Genomic DNA, 18,527 nt, shown 5'->3' on the forward strand with positions numbered 1-18,527 from the left:
GTTGAATCGTTCATGACATTAGTGGCCGGCGGATGGCGTTTCGCCAGCCTGATGACGCGGCGTTTTGAGCAGAAGGGCGAGCGGCACGCAGGCCAGCAACGCGATCGCGAGGATGAAGAAGGTTTCGGAGTAGGTCATGACGATGGCTTGCTGGCCGATCTGCACGGACAATTGCCCTAGCGCCTGCATCTTGGCGTGCGCCATGTCGCCGCCTTGCGCGAAAAATCCCGCCGCGTTGGCCGCGAGCCGGTCCTGGCCGAGCACCGAATTGGCCGTGAGCGTCTCGCGGATGGCCTCGCCGTGAAAGTCATTACGCCGGTCGATGACCGTCCCGATGATCGCGAGCCCGACCGATCCGCCGAGGTTGCGCGCCATGTTGTAGAGGCCCGCGGCATCGCCGGATTCCTCGCGCGAGACCGCGGCCATGGAGGCTTGATTGAGCGGCATCATTGCGAGCATCTGGCCGAAGCCGCGCAAAATTTGCGAGGCGTAGAAGTCGTGTCCGACGCTTTGCGCCGTCAGCGATATGTCGAGCAGACAGCTCGCCGCGAAGAACAGCAAGCCGGTGATGACGAGCACGCGGAAATCGAACTTGCCGAGCAGACGCGGCAACACGGGCATGATGAGAAACGCCGGCACGCCTGACACCAGCATGATCGAGCCGGACTGCAACGCGTTGTATCCCGCGACGATGCTCAGGAACTGCGGCAGCAGAAACGACACGCAGTAAAGTCCCGCGCCGACCGCGAAGACAATGAGAATCACGCTTGCATAGCGAGGATTGCGCAACAGAGACAGCCGCACGATAGGCCGCTTCGCGAAGACTTGCGACAGCGCGATCAGCAAAAAGCCGAATGCCGTGACGCACGTGAGCAAGACGATCTCGCTCGACTCGAACCACTGATTGCGCTGACCTTCTTCGAGCACGACGGTAAGCGAACTCAGCCCGATGGCGAGTCCCGCGATGCCGAGCCAGTCCGCCTTGAAAAAGGCGTCCCACTGCGGCTTTTCCTGCGGCAGACCGGTGATCAGCAACGCGATCAGCGCGACGCCCACGGGGATGTTGAGAAAGAAGCACCACGACCACGAGATGTTCTCCGCGAGCCAGCCGCCGAGCACGGGACCGAGCAGCGGCCCGAGCAGCACGATCAGCCCGAAGATGGTCATGCCCACGGGCATCTGCTCGCGCGGCAGCCGCGTGCGGATGATGGTCTGCGCCGTGGGGATCATCGCGCCGCCGGTGAAGCCTTGGCCGATGCGGCCGGCGATCATCATGGGCAACGAGTGCGAGAAGCCGCACATCACCGAGAACAAGGTGAAGAGCGTTGCGTTGCTCAGGAGGAAGTTGCGCAGGCCGAAGACTCGCGTGAGCCACGCCGCGAGCGGAATCATCACGATTTCGGACATCAGATAGCCCGTCGAGATCCACGTGCCTTCGGTGCCCGTCGCGCCGATTTCGCCCTGAATTTGCGGCAACGCCGAGTTGGTGATGGAGATGTCGAGCGTGGCCATCAGCGCGCCGAGCGCGCCTGCCGTGACGGCGATCCAGTCGCCGGCGCTCGCGCGCGCGGCACGGGCCTCAGTCATGACTGTTCTCTTCGGCGATATGGCGGCTGTCGTCGGTGGCGGAGCGCGTGTCGACATCGACGGTGACGGACAGACCCGGCAACAGCACCTTGCGCGTTTGCGGACCCGTATCCACGCGAATACGCACCGGCACGCGCTGCACGATCTTCGTGAAGTTGCCGGTGGCATTTTCCGGCGGCAAGAGCGCGAACTGCGCGCCAGTGCCCGGCGAGAAACTCTCGACCACGCCATGCAGATCGGCGCCCTTGATGGCGTCGACATGCAGCGTGGCCGGCTGGCCTACGCGCATGCGGCCCACTTGAGTTTCCTTGAAGTTCGCTTCGAGATAGAGCGCTTCGACCGGGACGATGGTCATGAGCCGCGTGCCCGGCTGCACATACTGACCGACGCGCACGCTGCGGTCGCCTACGCGCCCCGCGAGCGGGCTATAAAGCGTGGTGTCGTGCACGTCGAGGCTGGACTGATCCAGTTGCGCCTGTGCGGCTTCCATCTGTGCCTTCGCCTGCACGATTTGCGCTTCGGTCGCGCCGATCTGTGTGCTGGCCGAACGCGCCGCCGCGAGATTCGCGGCGAGCGTGGCGCGCGCCTGATCGCGCGTGCTGACGAGATTGGCAAGACGTTCGGCGGTTTCCGCGCCGCTCGCGGCAAGTGGCTCGTAGCGGCGCACGTCGGCTTCGGCTTGCCGCAAACTCACGCGCGATACCTCCGCTTGCGCCTTCGCCTGTTCTGCGTTGGCCTGCTGCTGTTTGACTTCGGCCTCGGCACGGAGGATGTCGGCGGCGCGGGCGTCGAGCGTGGCCTTGGCCTGATCGAGTTGCGCCTGATATTGCCGAGTGTCCAACCGCGCGACCGGCGCGCCGGCGGCGACCGTCTGATTGTCCGCGACGAGCACTTCGGTGACGTAGCCGCTCACCTTCGGCGCGACGGTCACGCTGTCGGCCTTGAGATAGGCGTCGTCCGTGGTTTCGATGAAGCGGCCGACCGTCCACCAGCGCACGCCCCATGCGATGCCGACTACCACCGCGACGATACCGACGACGATAAGCACGCCCTTGCGCGAAGGCTTACGCGTGGTGGTGTCGTTGATCTTGCCGCTATCGGCGGGCGCTTCTGCTGCCATGTTTCTCTCCAACGTTTAACGCGACCGCGAGATAATTACGCGTGTAAGGCAAGCAATCGGGGCCGCTGATACTAGACGATATCGTCTAGTATGACGCAGACTAGACGGACGCGTCCAGTTTCATCATGGAGGGGATTGACAATGAAGAAGCCATCGTCGCCACGGGAAGAAGCCACGACAGCGAGCGATCGCGGCAGCAGCGCGCGTGCGCCATTGCAGGCGCGTGGCCGCGCGCGCATCGAGACGGTGCTCGATGCGGCGGCTGAACTGATCGTCGAAAAGGGGCTGACTGGCGTGACCATGCACGGCGTCGCGCGTCAGGCACGCACGCCGATCGGCTCGATGTATCACTTCTTTCCGGACCGCGACAGTCTCTTGAACGCGCTGTGGGACCGCCATATGGCGGCGACCGACGAGATCGAAGCGGAGCTGGTCGGACTCGACACGGATTACTGGCGCGGTATTTCTGCGGAAGCGGTGATCGACCGCTTCATGACGCCGTATATCACGTACCTTGAGCAGCATCCCGACTGCCTGATTCTCATGTCGATCATGCCGCACGACGACGATCACAAAAACAAGCGCAAGGCGGGCACGTTACGCAAGGTCCTCGACGCGCGCATTCCTGGCGTGAAAGCGTCCGAGCGCGCGTTGTATGTGGACATGCTGCATGCGCTCGCGACGGGCGCGCTTGCCATCAAGCTGCGTCCCGCCATGGGCGATGTGCAGCTTGCCGGCCGTTATCTGCGTGAAGTGAGGCGCGCTTTGTCGGCGTATCTCGCGGCGGTGGAGGCGTCGATTGCGGGGTGAGGTCGTTCGTTATTCGTCGATGTTGTCTTCGCGGGAGTAGAAGGGCGCGACGAAGAGCTGAACGAAACGCCGGAAGCCTTGCGATTGAGGAGGGCGTCGTCGAGTGTGGCCGAGGCGGCCGATGGGATGGCATACACGAGTTGGATTGAGGATCGTGAACCGACACTAAGCACCGTGAAACGCAAATTTCCGCGCATCTTTAGCGCATTTTACGCACCTCAATCGCCCACTCCAGCACCCGAACAGTGAACTTCGATCAATAACTAAAGTTCAATAACCTCCGGCCGTTAGCGCGTGATATCGGTCCGGCTCATCGAGTGCCGGCGCGCCAACCATTGCACGAGGTTCACTTGATCCCGCTGAGTCGCGCGAAGCGAAGCGCTCCATGAAGCGCAATCCTTTCTTCCGGCTGCTCGCGCGCCTGCGGGTCGGGCACAAGCTGCTGCTCATCTATCTGCTCGACCTGAGCGCGGTGATCTACATCAGCGGCATCCTGATCCACGAGAAGTATCTAGCCATCGATTTCTCGAACAAGGAGATCGTCGGCAACGCCTATGTGCATGTGGTGAAAGACGCGCTCGTCGAAGTCGCATTCGCGGGCGCGGGGCAACGTCTGCCATCGGGTGCATGGCGCAAGTCCATTGACGATCTCGCGAACGCGGAAGCGCAATACGGCGAGCACATGAAGAGCGCCGAGCTCAACGGGACCTTGCGCGAAGCGCTCGACGCGCTCTCTCACGAAACGCCGCCCAAGCCCGCGACGACCAGCGCCGCGCTCGATGCCTGCCGCGAACTCATCACACGCATCGGCAATCAATCGAACCTGATTCTCGATCCCGACCTCGACAGCTACTACGCAATGTCGCAATCGATTCTGCGCTATCCGGCGCTGATCGATGCAGTCGATGGCATCGGCAAACATCTGCACGAAGGGCTCGATCCGGCACGCTCGCGGGAGGAAGTACGCACGCGCTATCTCGTGCTCGAAGGACAACTCGATGGCGTCATGCAAGGTCTGCGCTCCGACTTCGCTGAAGCAGGCGCCGCGAATCACGAACTCGATGCAGCGCTCACGCCTTCGTTTGCACGCATGCGTACCTCGGTCGAAGCGTTTCGTCACGCGGCGCGCATCGTCGTGGATGGCAACGCCGCGCCCGATCCCGCTGTCGTATCCATCGTCGATACCGCGCAGCAAGCGCTCGTCGCAAGCGCAAGCACGAGCTGGCGCGTGACAGGCACGCAACTCGACGAGCTGCTGCATGTGCGTGTACATATGCTGTTCTCACGCATGTGGCTGCATCTGGGCACCGCGCTCTTTCTCTTATGCGGCATTCTGGCGATGGTGTATTGCGTCGCGCAGCAGATTTCGTCGCCCTTGCGCAAGCTCGCGCGCGTGATGGATATCGTGCGGCGAACGGGCGACCATTCGCAACGTGCAAGCTGGCATAGTCAGGACGAAATCGGTCAACTGGTGCGTGGCTTCAACGAGATGCTTGCGCAACTCGACCACGAACGCGACGTGCAGAAGGAACTCGCGGCCACGACGCGCGCATCCGCCGCGCAATACGCACTCGTCGAAGCCACGCCCGTGCCGATGGTCGTCACCGCCGTTCCCGGCCACGAAGTGCTGCACGCGAATACGCCCGGCCTCTTCTGGCTCAACGGTTGCGCAACAGACCCGTGGGCCTTCGGTCTCGATTCATCGACGCGTGCACGCTTTTTCCAGCAACTGTCCGACCGCGAGGCTATCGACGAATTCGAGGTTCACTGGAAAGCCACGGCGCAACCCACGTGGGCGATGCTCTCCGCGCGCCGCCTCAATTTCCAGGGCCGCGACGCCATTCTCACGGCCTTTACGCCGATCAACCAGATCAAGCTGATGGAGCAACGTCTTGAGCTTTGGGGCAGGGTGTTCGAGGCATCGTCGGAGGCGATCGTCATTCTCGATGCCGACGCGCGGCTCGTCACCGCGAATCCCTCGTTCTATCGTGCAACCGGATATCGCAGCGATGACGTGGTCGGCAAGCCGCCCGCGTTTATCGCGGCACACGACGCAAGCGATGAGCGCGGCATCATCGCGCGGCTTGCGAATCGAATCGAACGCAGCGGTACGTGGAACGGCGAAGCGCAGGTGCGACGCAGGCAAGGCGGCGATTATCCAGCGTGGCTCATGGTCAGCACCGTGCGCGACAAGCATAGCAGCGTGTCGCACTATATCTGCACGTTGATCGACATCACGGACCGCAAGAAGAGTGAGGCGCGCATCCAGTTTCTGGCGGAGCATGACGTGCTCACGGAACTGCCGAATCGCGCGTTGTTCGGCACGCGTCTCGAAGTGGCGATCGCGCAAGCTCAACGCACGCGGCAACGCGTAGCGGTGCTGTTCATCGATCTCGACCGCTTCAAGAATATCAACGATTCGCTGGGTCATCATATCGGCGATGGTCTGCTGCGTTCGGTGTCGCGGCGTCTCCTCAAGGCCGTGCGCAGCAACGATACGGTCAGCCGTCTTGGCGGCGACGAGTTCACCGTCATTCTCAACGGCGTGACCAACGCAGCCGATGTGCTGCGTACCGTCGAAGAGCGTTTCTTCGCGCTCTTGCGTGAGCCGCATGAAGTGAGCGGCGTGACGTTGCAGGTATCGTGCAGCGTGGGCGTCGCGCTGTATCCGGAAGATGGCGCGGACATCGACACGCTCATGCAAAACGCCGACTCCGCGATGTATCAGGCCAAAGCGGCGGGGCGCAATCTCGTGAAGTTCTTTTCGGCCGACATGGCAGAGCACGTGCGTTATCGGCTCTCGCTCGAAGCATGTCTGCGTACCGCGATAGAACGCAACGAATTGCGCATTGCGTGGCAGCCTTGTCTCGATGCGCGCACCGGCATGCTGACGAGCGTCGAAGGCCTGTTACGTTGGGATAGTCCGACGCTTGGCTCCGTCATGCCTTCGCAGTTCATTCCCGTGGCCGAAGAGACGCGGCTCATCATTCCGATGGGTGCGTGGGTCATCGACGAAGCATGTCGTCAGATTGCAACGTGGCGCGAGCGCGATGGTCTGGAAATAAGCGCTTCCGTGAACGTATCGGCGATTCAATTGCGCGATCCCGAACTCGTGGGCGTGCTCGCGCGCAGTCTCACGAAGTATCGCGTGTTGCCGCAGTTCCTCGAACTCGAAATCACCGAAACGGTGCTCATGGATAACGCCGAGAGCTACGTCGCGGCCATCCGCGCGATTCGTGCGCTCGGCGTGAAGCTCTCGCTCGATGACTTCGGCACCGGGTATTCGAGCCTCAGTTACCTCAATCGCTTTCCGCTTGACCGTCTCAAGATAGATCGAGCGTTCGTGCACGACATGCTCGATGCGCCAGCCGATCTCGCTATCGTGAAGGCGATCATCGATCTCGGGCACGAATTGGGCTTGCGTGTGGTTGCGGAAGGTGTGGAGAGCGAACATCAGGCGGATACGCTGCGCGGCATCGGTTGCGATGAACTGCAAGGCTTTCTCTTCTCGCAAGCATTGCCAGCGAACGAGTTGCTTGTATGGGCCAGCGCGCTCGACGCAACGCCTGTACTTTCGATGGAGCCCTGAAAGCGCGTCCGGGCGACTTGTCGTCGAGTTGGTAGACGGTTGCCATGATGATCGACCATCGGAAGCCGGCGTATTGCCGGCCTCACTGTCAGGCGGTGAGGAAGCTTCGCGAAAACTTCATCGCAACGTGATCCGCTATACACCTCCACCGCTTGATACAGCGATTCCATAAAGCCGCGAACGTGCCATTCATCTACCGAACTCCAAGCCCCGCGAGCAACGCGCCATCGATCTTGTGATCCGAGCCGCTGATGAAAAGCGCGCGATCCGACACGAGGAACGCGACCAGTTCGGCCACTTCTTCGGGTTCGCCGATCCGCCCGAGCGGATGCGCTGCGCCGAATCGCGCGAAGGCTTCCTCGACGTTCGCGTCCGGTCCGTCGAAGGTTCGCGCGGCGAGTTCGAGAATCGGCGTGCGTACCGATGCGGGGCTCACCGACGTGACGCGAATCTTGTCGGGTGCGAAGTCGATTGCCATCGCTCGCGTCATTGCATGGATCGCGCCTTTAGATGCCACGTAGGCCGCAACGCCTGCCTGACAACTAAAGCCCTGAACGCTCGATATATTGACGATCGCGCCACCGCCGCGCTTGCGCATTTCGGGCACGCCGAAGTGCGCGGTCAGATGAATCGAGCCTACGTTCACGTTCATGCAGCGCGCAAACGTCTCGGGCAATGTCTCGACGAGATCGCCATAAGGATGAATGGCCGCCGAATTGACGATGATATCGAGCCCGCCAAATAGTTCGACCGTCTCGCGCATCGCCGCTTCGACTTGCGCCGGGTCCGACACATCCGCCTTGAGCACGGTCACTTTCAGCCCCGCATCCTCGGCGCGTCGACGCAAGGCGGCGTTCAACGTTTCATCGATGCCTAACGCCGCGACGTGCGCGCCTCCCGCAGCCATTCGCAAGACGACAGACGCACCTATTCCCGATGTTCCCGTGACGAGGGCGATTTTGTTGTCGAGATCATGGCTCATTGCGTGGACTCCGTCATCGTTATCTAGGTCGCGCGTATCGCGCACCAAAGATCTTACGTTAGAGCGTGGTCCCATCGAGCGTCAACTTGTCGTTCGGGAGCGATTCGTGCATCCACGGCACGCGTAGCGAATGGATGGAAAGCACGTAGAGCATCGCATGCTCGTCGTACGAATAATCAAAATCAAACATACGAGGCGTCAATGGCTGCACAAAGCCCAAGGAGAAGAGACGAATGCGACTTCGTACGATGGGGAATGACACCCTTAGCACGATACATCTGAAGGAACGAGCGCAAAGCGGATCGAAGATTCGAGCGCTTGTCTTCGTCACGCTGACGTGCTGGCTCAATGCCGCATTCCCGGCGGCGCAGGAAAAAACGCAAACGCAAACGCACACACACGCGCATAAGCGCGCGCAGAAGCATGCGCGTCATAGCCAGGCAAACGTGAATGCGACAGCAAAAGCGGCAGCCGCGGAACCCGTGAATCTCGACCGCTCCGGCAAGGAACGCAAGGGCAAGGCTTCGTATTACGGCCGAAACTTCTACAAGAAGAAAATGGCCGACGGTACGCCGATGAATCCGCAATCCAATTCGGCGGCAAGCAAGACGCTTCCGCTCGGTACGAAAGCGCGCGTGACGAATCTGGAGAACGGCAATAGCGACGTAGTCGAGATCAGGGATCGCGGTCCTTACGTGAAAGACCGGATCGTGGATGTATCGCCGAAAACCGCCGATAAGCTCGGCTTGAAGGAAAACGGCACCGCGCCCGTCGAAGTCAAACCCGTGGAAGTTCCACAGGCCGATGGTACGGTGAAGCCGGGCGCAGGCGCGACTTCTTCTAACTGAACCGGCGCGCGATTATCGGCGTAACGAAGATCGCGCGCGGCATCAAAAGTCCGCAGTCACCGACATCAGCAACGTACGCGGTTTTCCCATTGTCAGATAGGCGCCCGTCGTCGACGACCAGTACGATTTGTTCGTCACGTTTTCAACCGTGGCGCGCAGCGTCGTTACGTGCTTGAACACGGTCGTCGTATAGCGCGCGCCGAGATCGAAGCGGTCCCACGCGGGTATCGATAAATGGTTGGCCGCGTCCAGATACTGATTGCTCGTGTGGATCCACGCCGCGTTGAACGTCAGGCCGGGCACCCAAGGCAGATCGTATTCGCCGCCCAAATTGAAGAGATAACTCGGCACACCAATGGGCCGATAACCATCGGTTGCGCCGCCGTTCGTGTCGAGTTGCTTCGCGTTCAGCAACGTCGCGCCCGCGAGCACGCGCACGCCCTTGAGCGGTTCGCCATACACCGACATTTCGATTCCGCGATGCCGTTGCGTTCCGTTCGTGGCGAAGATGTTGTTCGTGCTGTCCGTGTACGCCGTGGGCTGCTCGATCTGGAACAGCGCGAGCTCCGCGCCAAACCGATTCGTGTCGTACTTCGTGCCCACTTCGTATTGCTTCGTGCGGTTCGGCGAGAGCGTCTGCCCGACATTGGCGGCACCGAACGGCGCCGTCTGTCCTGCTGCGAGCGACTCGGCGCGATTCGCGAAGAGAGAGATCGTGTTGGTCGGCTTCACGACGAGACCGAAGATCGGCGTGTTGATCGACTGATCGTAGGTGTTCGAGATCGCGTCCGTGCCGACCGTATAGTTGTTCTGATGCAGTTGCTGATGACGCGCGCCGATGGTGAAGAGCACGCGGTCGTTGAGAAAGCCGAGCGTATCGGATACTGCGAAACTGCGCGTGAGGATGCGGTCCGCGAGACCCGGATCGGAGAAACTGCCCGCGACGAAGCTCGTCGCCGCCGGTTCCGGCACGACGCCGCCGCCATAGAGCGTCGTCGGGAAGGGCCCGCTGAAGGCGAATGCCTCGCGGTCTTCGACGCTCGTGATGGCAAAACCCGCCGAGACGAGATGCGAGACCGGACCCGTCACGAAGCGGCCGCGCACGCCGGCTTCGCCGGACAGCGCGTCGGTGGTGCGCAATACGTCGCCGCGCGTGCTCGTGGTGCCCGTGAGCGCGTTGAAGGTCGGTGACGAATACGTGCCGTCCTCGTGTGTGCGCCGGATGCCGCCACTGGCGTATGCGGTCCATCCAGGCAAGAAGTCGTATTCCGCGCGCGCGATGCCTACCGTGTCTTCCAGCGTGCTATGCGTCCACGGCTGCGCGAAGTTGTGCGTGGCGGACAGCGGCTCGGGCACCACGTCGCCCGTGACGGAAACCGTCGAGCGGCCCTGGTCGATGTTCTTGCGCTGGTAAAGGAAATCGCCATACAGCCTCAGCTTGTCGCCGCGCCAGTCGAGCGAAACGGCGGTGGTCTGGTTATGGCGGAACTCGTCGTCGATGCTGGTTTCGCCGCCGTCTATCGAGCCATTCACGCGAACGCCGAATTGTCCTTCGCTGCCGAAGCGCCGGCCCACGTCGACGTGCGTGCCGATCTGACCGGACGCGCTGCCATCGACGGTGACGCGCGTGAGAGGTTTATCGTCGGCGCGCTTGAGTTCGAGATTGATGCCGCCGCCGATTGCCGAGCCAGTCGGCGACGCGCCGTTCAGGAACGCGTTGGCGCCTTTGAATACGTCGACGCGTTCCAATACATCAGGCGAGACGAGCTGACGCGGCGTGATGCCGTACAGGCCGTTGAGCGAGATGTCGTCGCCATTGAGCTGGAAGCCGCGAATCACGAATACTTCAGAAAAGTTGCCGAAGCCGTAGGCGGGACGAACGGCGGGATCATGCGCCAGCAGATCGCCGATGGTGCGCGCTTGCGAATCCTCGATCGCTTTCGCCGTATAACTCGTCATGCTGAACGGAACATCGATGAGCTTCTGACTGCCCAGCACGCCGAACTGGGCGCCGCGCGCAACCTGTCCGCCCGCGTATGCGGGTTCGAAATGGCCGGGAAGCGTTTCGGCGACGCCACGCACGTTCACGGCGGGCAACGCGGTGTCTGCATTGGCCGGCGATGCCTGCGGCTCCGTTTGCGCTCGTGCGGTGACACTTAACGAGGCGGGCAACACGGCGCAGACAAAGAGTCGAAGAACCGCCGCATGAACTTTGCGAACGCGCGGGCGCGACAGAGCAGTTGCTGACATAGCGAAGAAAATCCGAAGGAGAACCGCTGTTAGAGGTGCTATGCGTTGCCACGTGTGGTGCTGAGAAGATGCGATGCGGTCGTCGCGAGAGGACGGATGCATGCGTGCTGCGATTTTAGTGAAATGCGAACGATTCGCATATACGTTTTTTCAAACGCGTCGAGCGGTGTTGCAGGTCGACAACCGAAAGCGTTTGCGTCGATCGATCGGCAGATAGACGGTGTTTCAATCAACAGAGGATTGGTTCAGTTGCTCCATGCGCCATGCGACGAGCGCCTCGGCATTGCATGCAAGCTTCGTCATGCGCAGGCCGCACGTCCATGCGAGACGCGAGAGAACGAAGGCATCCGCGTATGTCGTCAGACCGGCAAGGGGTACGCCGAGCGATGCATCCGGAAGCAAGCGTTCGTGCCATAGCAAGCCGGCATCGTTTCGCAATGCAACGACGCGCGCACCGTTCAAGCTCGCGCGATGCGCAAACGCGCGGCTATCCGAGCAACGTTCATCGCATACGACGAGGAGACGCATGCGTGCCGCCTTCGTATCGCCGATGCTTTCGATGGCCCACGCATACGCCGCCGCCAGGGATGCGCCAGTCAAGAATTCGCGGCGGGCGCGTCTCATCGAGCATCCTTCGACCAAGCGGCAGGCCAGATACCCTGCTTGCCGGGCGACAGAATGCCATTCGGATCGAGCGCGGTTTTCAGCGTGTTCGTGAGCCGCATCAACGCGTGATCGTTGAAGTCGTATTGCGAAGCCGCAAGGTCCATATACGCGAGATGCGTGCGATATTGGCCATAGCCGGCCTGGCCCGCATCCTCGATCAGCGTGCGCACCAGCGTGCCCGCAGCATTTGTTCGAGCGCTGTCGTCGCGGTCGAAAATGGCCGCGAAGATGTGATGCATGTGTCGCCGTTCCGCCGTGAAGCCGCCGTAGTAATCGAAGCCGAACTGTGCGGCGCGGTCACGCACCATCATGTATTGCTTGGTTGCATCGGCGCCGGTTGGCGGGCATATTGGCGAGAAGTCGACATGCGCGCCCGAACCGCCGCGCCAGTTCAGCATGTTGAACGCATCGAGTCCGGGAATGCCGACCTGACTGCGATCGCCGCCGCCTGTCGGTTCATCGGATGCGTCGCGATAGGGCATGTCGAAGAGGCGTGCATCGGCAATCGATGCAAAGCGCCGATGGATGATGTCGCGCCGCACGTTGACCAGTTCGCGCGGTCCATAAAGACAGAAGCGCAGGTTCCAGCGGCCGATGTTGATGTCGCGCGCCATTGCGTCGATGGCCGCTTCGGGCATCGCACCGGGGCCGTCGTACCACCGCTTGCGTGTCGATACGCCCGCCGCCCAGCGCACCGCGCTTTCGATGACAGCGCTGCTCTGTATCGTGTCGTCCAGCTTCAATGGCCGCAGCGTTTCGACGATCCGTTCGAGGTCGGTATCGCGTTTGAAGGCATAGCGCGCGATCATGTAGCCCTCGGGCTCGGGCATGAGCCACACGCCGAGCTTGGTCACGATGCCCAGATTCGACTGCGCGAACATGGTGTCATAAGAAGGACCGAAACCGGGCTTGAACACTTGCCAGTCGCGGCTCGCGTTCATGGCGCCCATGCCGGTGCGCACGACATCGCCGTTTGCAAGCACCACTTCCATGCCGCATTGCATCGCGGCGTGGTCGCCATACGGCGTCGTGCCGTAACCGCGCTCGAGCGTATTGCCGATGACGCTGCCCCAGCCCGCCGCTGGCGGATCGAGCCATAAACGCGTGCCACGCGCCTTCAATTCACGATACAGGTCGTAGTAACTCACGCCGGGTTCGACGAGCGCATAAGCCAGCTTTTCGTCGATCTCGAGTATGCGGTTCATGCGTTGCAGATCGAGCACGACGCTGCCCGCAAGCCTTGGCGCCGCGCCGCCGTAAGCGAAGTTGCGTCCCGTCGATACGCTCCACAGCGGCACTTTGAATCGGTTCGCCACTTGCAGGACCGCTCGGATCTGCTCCACGCTTGATGGCATGACGACCGCTGACGCTTGCCACATGCGGGCATCGCCGGGAGCGAAAGGATCGAGATAAGCAGGCTGCGCCTCATTCGACGAAAGCACGGCGGCGCGGCCAACTATGTCGATGAACGCAGTCAGCGCGCTTTTAAATTCGCGCGGAGGCGGCGTCGCCACCGCGCGGGTCAATAGCCGCCGCTGCTGCCGCTGCTCGATGACGTGCCCGACGAGCTTGCACCGGCGCCGTCGGTCTGGCAGCCAGCGAGGGATAGGGCGAGCACGGCAAGCAATAGCGAAAACGCACGAACGAGTTTCATGGGTCACTCCAGGTCGAATAGCTACGAGGCGGCCGCAAGACACGGCATCCTCCATCTAAACGAACCGGGCGCGCGGAATATTCCCTTGGTTCTGCTCTCGCTTATTCGAGTACGGTGTTAGGCGTCGCGCTGAACGACATGAAGCGGGCGATGGACCATTGACCGTCCGGTTGCCGCTGGAAAATGTCCATGCCTGCTTCTTCGGTCACGCTCTCTTTGTCACCCATGCGGGCGGTGAGCGTCCAGAACAATCGCACGATGGCGATATCGCCGGAAACGATGATCTCGCGAATGTCTGGGCTGTCGTATTTCAAGCTTAGTCCGGGCTTTGCAAACAGCACCGCGAGCTTCTTGCAGATCGTGTCGCGATTGCCATCGAGTGCTTCCGGGACGGTCGAGACCAGGTCGGGCGCGAAGATATCGCAGACGCCTTTGGCATCGCGCGCGTTGAAAGCCTTTGACCATGCTTGCAGCCTTTGCGCGATGGCGGCCTTGTCGGCGTTTGCATCGGCGTGAGCGGGCGTCGTCAAGACAATGCTCGCGAGCATTGCACCGGTCGTCAGCACTCTCTTGATCATGAAAACGCTCCAAGTCGACAAGACCCGATGGCGATTCTAAGTGAGATGCATGGTGTCGAGCGGCATCCGCGGTGCTCTGCTTTCCTCCCTTACGTCCACGATTCGCGCTGTCCGGCGCTTTGCCAAGGCATCGAATTCGATCCCAGCGTGATCGAGTGCCGATCATGTTGAGCGAATTATCAATCCAGACGATCGCACCTAAGATGCTCTTTCGTCACTAAACCCAAGGAGCATCGCCATGAACATCGAAACACGCGGCGCGAGGATTCACGTCAAGGAACAAGGAAGCAGCGAGCCGGCACTCGTGTTTCTCCACTACTGGGGCGGGTCGTCACGGACATGGGACGGCGTTATCGGCGCATTGTCGAACGCTCGACACACCATCGCGCTCGATCATCGTGGATGGGGCGAATCCAGCGCGACCGAGCAAGCCTACGCAATAGCCGATCTTGCAAACGACGCAGCAGACGTCGTCGAAGCACTGCACTTGCATCGCTACATCCTGATCGGCCATTCGATGGGCGGCAAGGTCGCGCAATTGCTCGCATCGCGCAGGCCTCGCGGATTGCAGGGCGTCGTGCTTATCGCGCCCTCGCCGCCCTCGCCGATGCAGCTTCCCGATGCCCAGCGAGCCGCGATGGCCGCAGCCTACGACTCGCGCGAATCGGTCGAATGGGTCATGGATAACGTGCTCACCGCAAGTCCGCTTGCGCCCGAGTTGCGCGAGCAAGTGATTGCCGACAGCTTGCGTGGCGCGCCGCAAGCCAAGGCGGCGTGGCCGAACGCCGCCATGCTCGAAGACATCACGAATGAAGTCGGGTCGATCAGTGTTCCCGTCACGGTGATCTCAGGCGAACTCGACCAGGTGGACCGCGTCGAGACCTTGCGGAAGGAACTGTTGCCTCGCATAGCGGACGCGCGCCTTCATGTCTTGCCCGGCGTCGGGCACTTATCGCCACTTGAAGCGCCAGCAGCGGTCGCTGCGCTTATCGAAAAGTTCATCGACGAACTGCAAGCGCGTGGAACGGAATCAGCGTGACGTGCGGTCCCAAGGCGGCTCGTCGCCGAACGCGGCAACCAGACTATGTAGCAGAAGCCGCACTTTCAGCGGCATATGTCGTGCGCTCGGATAAACCGCCTGAATTGCCAACTCCGGCGTCCGATAGTCCGGCAGCAGCGCGACGAGATTCCCCCGCGCGATGTGTTCGCCGAACACGAAGGTCGGCCCATACGCGATACCCGCGCCCGCAAGCGCCGCAGCCAGCAGCATCTGCGTGTTGTTCGCGGCCATGCGGCATGGCCCGTCGATGACATGCGCGCGGCCTTTCGTATCGGCGAGCGTCCAGTCTCCCACCGACACCGCTTCGCTGAACGCGAGTCGCGGCGCTTGCCGCAAGTCGTCGGGGCTGCGCGGCGTGCCGTGTCGTTCGACATAACCGGGCGACGCGCAGATGACCATTCGACACGGCGCGAGCCTGCGCGCGACGAGGCCGGAGTCGTTGAGGCGACCGATACGTATCGCCACGTCCACGCCGGCTTCGAGCAGATCGACATAGCGGTCGTTCAACGACACTTCTATCGTGACATGCGGATGCTGCTCAAGATATGCAGCGAGGACGTCGCCGAGATGCATCGCTCCGAACGTGACGGGCGCCGCGATTCGCAACACGCCACGCGGCGTGTCCTGTGCGTCGCTCGCCTCGCGATTGGCCTCTTCGTAGGCTTCGAGGATGCGTTTGCATCGCTCGTAATAGTGTTGGCCGACCTCGGTCAGACTCAGCTTGCGCGTCGTGCGATGCAGAAGCCGCGCGTTCAGTTCGGCTTCGATTGCGCTCACGTACTTGCCGGCCATCGCGGGCGATAACCCGAAACGTCGCGCGGCAGCGGCGAAACTGCCGCCATCGACGGTCGCGACGAATACTTCGATGCCGGTCAGGCGGTCCATGCGTTCCTCGGCTTTCGTGGCGGGATTGACCTGGTGCCGCGTGATCTTCTCACGCTTCGCTTAACGTCTAACCTTACTCGACAACGAGACCTCGCGGGGTGTCGGGCTCATTCGCTTCGTCGGCACCGGAGAAGTCGGCGCAACGTTCCAGATAATGCGCGAGACGCCTGGCGATTGCCGTGCTGTCGTTCTCCGCCGCGAGTCTTTCCAGCGCATACGCACGCATCGATTCCGATAACCGGTAGCGCACGACGGGGCCGCCATATTCGACGATCAACAGCGATTTCGCGGCGAGTTCGCTCGCGGCGTCGATCACGGTTGCGAGCGCAAGTCCGTCATCGCATGCGACAGCGCACAGGGCTTCGAACGAAAACGAGTCTTCGAAAACGGCCATCCTGCGCAGCAAGGTCTTCTCCTGCGCGGCGAGCGGCCCGTAGCTCCAGTCGAAATTCGCACGCAACGTCTGATGACGCGGCAGCGCGGTGCGGTATCCGCCAGCGAGCATGGACATACGGTCGTTCAGCCGCCGATGAATATCTTCGAGGCCGAGCGCGGCAAGACGCGCCGTCGCCAGTTCGATGGCAAGCGGATTGCCGTCGAGCCGCCGGCATATTGTCCCTATGCGGCCGATCTGCGCGCTGTCGTCGCCGAGATTGCGCTGCACGGCGCGGCCACGGCGGAGAAAGAGCCGCACGGAAGCATGTTCGAGCGCTTGCGCATCGGTCGATCCGGCGCGCGGCACGTCGAGCGGATCGACGCGATAGAGCGTCTCGGACATGATGCGCAATGGCTCGCGGCTCGTAACCAGAACGCGGATGCCGTCATTGGCGGCGGCGAGCGCATCGACTATTTGCGCGGCATGCGCGATCACATGCTCGGCATTGTCGATGAACACGAGTCCACGCTCGGGCAGCGACGAGAAGTCGAGCGGCTCGTGTTCCGGCAAACCGCATGCGCGCGCGATGGCTTCTTGCACCGAGCGCGGGTGGTCGAGTCGCGCGAGATCGGCGAAGAAGATCGGCTCTGCGCGCGCCGCTGTCCATTGACGCGCCGCTTCGAGCGCGAGCGCCGATTTGCCGATGCCGCCCGCGCCCACGAGCGTGAGCACTTGCGTCGCGGCGAGCATCGTGGAAATACGGGCAAGCGCGTCTTCTCGTCCGATGAGTACCGGTCGAGCGAAACGCGCCTCGGCATGCGGACACGAAGGTCTGACAGTTCGCCTTGTCAGTCTGTACCCACGGCCCGGCACGGTCACGATAATGTCGCGATCGCTGCCCAGGTTTTTACGCAGGCTGGATAAGTGAACCTGGATATTGTTTTCTTCGACGACGGTGCGCGGCCAGACTGCGCTCATCAATTCGTCCTTGGTGACGAGGCGCCCTTCCGCTTTAGCCAGCACGACGAGAATATCGAATGCGCGCGAGCCCACGGACATGATCTCTCCTTGACGGTGCAAGGTACGCGCTTCGAGGTCGATCCGTATGCCGCCCAGATCGATAATGCCGCTGTGCGATCCGGGTAAGGGCAACTTGGCAATGGCGTTCATGGTGTCGTTCCGTTTGCGATGGATGTCCGATCACATAACCGATCCTATGCTTCCCAGCCTTTGCGCCCGATGAGAAAATCATTAAGCTTAGTTAACTCCGCGCCTTCATTTGTAATTCGTGAATGCCTTGCCATTTTCCGCGCGCACGTTAACTTAATTTAATAATGACCCGATTTATGCGCGGACCATGCGGGCGCATAATGCACGGCGGGAAGCCCTGTACTCGAAAATCAGAGTGCGCTTCGAGCCTGTTACGAGCCATAAAATGAAAATCCTGGTCATCGAAGACAACGAGCAAGTCGCCGGATTCTTGCGCAAGGGTTTGGCCGAAATGGGCCATGTCATCGATTGCGCGGACAATGGCCGCGACGGCATGTTTCTCGCGGCCGGCGAGACCTACGATTCGATCATCCTCGACCGCATGCTGCCGGGCGGTATCGACGGCCTCGGCATCATCTCCGCGTTGCGCGCGACCGGCAACAAGGTGCCTATCCTCATTCTGAGCGCGCTTGGCGAAGTGGATGAACGCATTCGCGGCCTCAAGGCCGGCGGTGACGATTACGTCGTCAAGCCCTTTGCGCTGGGCGAAGTCGCGGCGAGGCTCGACGCATTAACGCGACGCTCGCAAGAAAACCTCGTGGACACGGCGTTGAAGGTAGGCGATCTGAGCATCGACCTGCTTTCGCGCAAGGTCGTGCGCGCGGGCAAGGCTATCGTGCTCAAGCCGCGCGAATTCAAGCTGCTCGAATATCTCATGCGCCACGCGGAACAAGTCGTGACGCGCACCATGCTGCTGGAAAATATCTGGGAATATCACTTCGATCCGCAGACCAACGTGATCGACGTGCACGTGAGCAAGCTGCGTCAGAAGATCGATACCGGCTTCGACAAGTCGCTGCTCCTGACCGTCCGCAATGCCGGCTATATGCTGACCGCAGAAGCGTAGCGGGAG

16 protein-coding genes are annotated in these 18,527 nt (G+C 61.6%); 5 read left to right on the forward strand and 11 right to left on the reverse strand.

The annotated features are described in order from the left end of the window. Window positions 1–18 precede the first annotated feature (18 nt). Both NCT03_RS22110 and NCT03_RS22115 read right to left on the reverse strand, forming a co-directional pair. On the reverse strand, window positions 19–1,587 hold the full coding sequence (locus NCT03_RS22110) for an MDR family MFS transporter (protein WP_250493920.1): 1,569 nt from the start codon (window positions 1,585–1,587) through the stop codon (window positions 19–21). Beyond that, entirely contained in the window at window positions 1,580–2,707 is a 1,128-nt protein-coding gene (locus NCT03_RS22115; protein WP_244831190.1) for an HlyD family secretion protein, read from the reverse strand. The genes NCT03_RS22110 and NCT03_RS22115 overlap by 8 nt, the downstream gene beginning before the upstream one ends. A 141-nt stretch (window positions 2,708–2,848) precedes the next feature. On the opposite strand from NCT03_RS22115, the gene NCT03_RS22120 reads away from it, so the two are divergent. Further along, the gene (locus NCT03_RS22120) at window positions 2,849–3,517 is read left to right on the forward strand and encodes a TetR/AcrR family transcriptional regulator (RefSeq protein WP_244831191.1); all 669 of its coding nucleotides are present in this window, start codon (window positions 2,849–2,851) and stop codon (window positions 3,515–3,517) included. 385 nt (window positions 3,518–3,902) lie between these two features. After that, a complete protein-coding gene (locus NCT03_RS22125) occupies window positions 3,903–7,106 on the forward strand; it encodes a bifunctional diguanylate cyclase/phosphodiesterase (RefSeq protein ID WP_250493921.1) in 3,204 nt (1,067 codons plus the stop codon). A 193-nt stretch (window positions 7,107–7,299) separates the two neighbouring features. On the opposite strand, the gene NCT03_RS22130 is transcribed toward NCT03_RS22125, so the two are convergent. Beyond that, window positions 7,300–8,088: an SDR family NAD(P)-dependent oxidoreductase gene (locus NCT03_RS22130; protein ID WP_250493922.1), complete on the reverse strand. Its 789-nt coding sequence runs from the start codon at window positions 8,086–8,088 to the stop codon at window positions 7,300–7,302. 58 nt (window positions 8,089–8,146) lie between these two features. Further along, on the reverse strand, window positions 8,147–8,278 hold the full coding sequence (locus NCT03_RS33855) for a hypothetical protein (RefSeq protein WP_255784979.1): 132 nt from the start codon (window positions 8,276–8,278) through the stop codon (window positions 8,147–8,149). 43 nt (window positions 8,279–8,321) lie between these two features. Here NCT03_RS33855 and NCT03_RS22135 point away from each other — a divergent pair, with 43 nt between their 5' ends. Continuing rightward, on the forward strand, window positions 8,322–8,936 hold the full coding sequence (locus NCT03_RS22135) for a septal ring lytic transglycosylase RlpA family protein (RefSeq protein ID WP_250493923.1): 615 nt from the start codon (window positions 8,322–8,324) through the stop codon (window positions 8,934–8,936). 42 nt (window positions 8,937–8,978) lie between these two features. On the opposite strand, the gene NCT03_RS22140 is transcribed toward NCT03_RS22135, so the two are convergent. The 5 genes from NCT03_RS22140 to NCT03_RS22155 all read right to left on the reverse strand — a co-directional run bounded on the left by NCT03_RS22140 (window position 8,979) and on the right by NCT03_RS22155 (window position 14,084). Beyond that, window positions 8,979–11,186, reverse strand: a complete 2,208-nt coding sequence (locus tag NCT03_RS22140) for a TonB-dependent receptor (RefSeq protein WP_250493924.1) — start codon at window positions 11,184–11,186, stop codon at window positions 8,979–8,981. A gap of 225 nt (window positions 11,187–11,411) precedes the next feature. Further along, window positions 11,412–11,810, reverse strand: a complete 399-nt coding sequence (locus NCT03_RS22145; RefSeq protein ID WP_250493925.1) for a hypothetical protein — start codon at window positions 11,808–11,810, stop codon at window positions 11,412–11,414. After that, complete coding sequence (locus tag NCT03_RS22150) at window positions 11,807–13,366, reverse strand: FAD-binding oxidoreductase (protein ID WP_250493926.1); 1,560 nt, start codon at window positions 13,364–13,366, stop codon at window positions 11,807–11,809. Before NCT03_RS22150 ends, NCT03_RS22145 begins: the two co-directional genes overlap by 4 nt. An 8-nt stretch (window positions 13,367–13,374) precedes the next feature. Then, complete coding sequence (locus tag NCT03_RS33860; RefSeq protein WP_255784980.1) at window positions 13,375–13,506, reverse strand: hypothetical protein; 132 nt, start codon at window positions 13,504–13,506, stop codon at window positions 13,375–13,377. A gap of 101 nt (window positions 13,507–13,607) precedes the next feature. Continuing rightward, complete coding sequence (locus tag NCT03_RS22155) at window positions 13,608–14,084, reverse strand: YybH family protein (protein WP_250493927.1); 477 nt, start codon at window positions 14,082–14,084, stop codon at window positions 13,608–13,610. Between the two features lie 238 nt (window positions 14,085–14,322). On the opposite strand from NCT03_RS22155, the gene NCT03_RS22160 reads away from it, so the two are divergent. Continuing rightward, window positions 14,323–15,123, forward strand: a complete 801-nt coding sequence (locus tag NCT03_RS22160; RefSeq protein WP_250493928.1) for an alpha/beta fold hydrolase — start codon at window positions 14,323–14,325, stop codon at window positions 15,121–15,123. Here NCT03_RS22160 and NCT03_RS22165 read toward each other — a convergent pair. Beyond that, window positions 15,115–16,029, reverse strand: a complete 915-nt coding sequence (locus tag NCT03_RS22165) for a LysR family transcriptional regulator (RefSeq protein WP_250493929.1) — start codon at window positions 16,027–16,029, stop codon at window positions 15,115–15,117. The genes NCT03_RS22160 and NCT03_RS22165 overlap by 9 nt on opposite strands. Window positions 16,030–16,102: 73 nt before the next feature. Continuing rightward, the gene (locus NCT03_RS22170) at window positions 16,103–17,575 is read right to left on the reverse strand and encodes an ATP-binding protein (protein ID WP_250493930.1); all 1,473 of its coding nucleotides are present in this window, start codon (window positions 17,573–17,575) and stop codon (window positions 16,103–16,105) included. Between the two features lie 265 nt (window positions 17,576–17,840). Here NCT03_RS22170 and NCT03_RS22175 point away from each other — a divergent pair, with 265 nt between their 5' ends. Continuing rightward, window positions 17,841–18,521 carry a response regulator transcription factor gene (locus tag NCT03_RS22175; protein WP_244831202.1) on the forward strand — a complete coding sequence of 227 codons (681 nt, stop codon included), beginning with the start codon at window positions 17,841–17,843 and terminating at the stop codon, window positions 18,519–18,521. The last annotated feature ends 6 nt before the right edge of the window (window positions 18,522–18,527 follow it).

This window comes from Caballeronia sp. GAWG1-1, assembly GCF_023631465.1.
In the GTDB taxonomy this organism is placed as follows: domain Bacteria; phylum Pseudomonadota; class Gammaproteobacteria; order Burkholderiales; family Burkholderiaceae; genus Caballeronia.

What these genes read in the sequence shown, in the direction of transcription:
- NCT03_RS22165 (WP_250493929.1), bottom strand. Translation starts at nt 16,029, where the DNA reads ATGGACCGCCTGACCGGCATCGAAGTATTCGTCGCGACCGTCGATGGC.
- NCT03_RS22125 (WP_250493921.1), top strand. Translation starts at nt 3,903, where the DNA reads ATGAAGCGCAATCCTTTCTTCCGGCTGCTCGCGCGCCTGCGGGTCGGG.
- NCT03_RS22130 (WP_250493922.1), bottom strand. Translation starts at nt 8,088, where the DNA reads ATGAGCCATGATCTCGACAACAAAATCGCCCTCGTCACGGGAACATCG.
- NCT03_RS22170 (WP_250493930.1), bottom strand. Translation starts at nt 17,575, where the DNA reads ATGAACGCCATTGCCAAGTTGCCCTTACCCGGATCGCACAGCGGCATT.
- NCT03_RS22175 (WP_244831202.1), top strand. Translation starts at nt 17,841, where the DNA reads ATGAAAATCCTGGTCATCGAAGACAACGAGCAAGTCGCCGGATTCTTG.
- NCT03_RS33855 (WP_255784979.1), bottom strand. Translation starts at nt 8,278, where the DNA reads ATGTTTGATTTTGATTATTCGTACGACGAGCATGCGATGCTCTACGTG.
- NCT03_RS22145 (WP_250493925.1), bottom strand. Translation starts at nt 11,810, where the DNA reads ATGAGACGCGCCCGCCGCGAATTCTTGACTGGCGCATCCCTGGCGGCG.
- NCT03_RS22135 (WP_250493923.1), top strand. Translation starts at nt 8,322, where the DNA reads ATGCGACTTCGTACGATGGGGAATGACACCCTTAGCACGATACATCTG.
- NCT03_RS22160 (WP_250493928.1), top strand. Translation starts at nt 14,323, where the DNA reads ATGAACATCGAAACACGCGGCGCGAGGATTCACGTCAAGGAACAAGGA.
- NCT03_RS22115 (WP_244831190.1), bottom strand. Translation starts at nt 2,707, where the DNA reads ATGGCAGCAGAAGCGCCCGCCGATAGCGGCAAGATCAACGACACCACC.
- NCT03_RS33860 (WP_255784980.1), bottom strand. Translation starts at nt 13,506, where the DNA reads ATGAAACTCGTTCGTGCGTTTTCGCTATTGCTTGCCGTGCTCGCCCTA.
- NCT03_RS22140 (WP_250493924.1), bottom strand. Translation starts at nt 11,186, where the DNA reads ATGTCAGCAACTGCTCTGTCGCGCCCGCGCGTTCGCAAAGTTCATGCG.
- NCT03_RS22110 (WP_250493920.1), bottom strand. Translation starts at nt 1,587, where the DNA reads ATGACTGAGGCCCGTGCCGCGCGCGCGAGCGCCGGCGACTGGATCGCC.
- NCT03_RS22155 (WP_250493927.1), bottom strand. Translation starts at nt 14,084, where the DNA reads ATGATCAAGAGAGTGCTGACGACCGGTGCAATGCTCGCGAGCATTGTC.
- NCT03_RS22120 (WP_244831191.1), top strand. Translation starts at nt 2,849, where the DNA reads ATGAAGAAGCCATCGTCGCCACGGGAAGAAGCCACGACAGCGAGCGAT.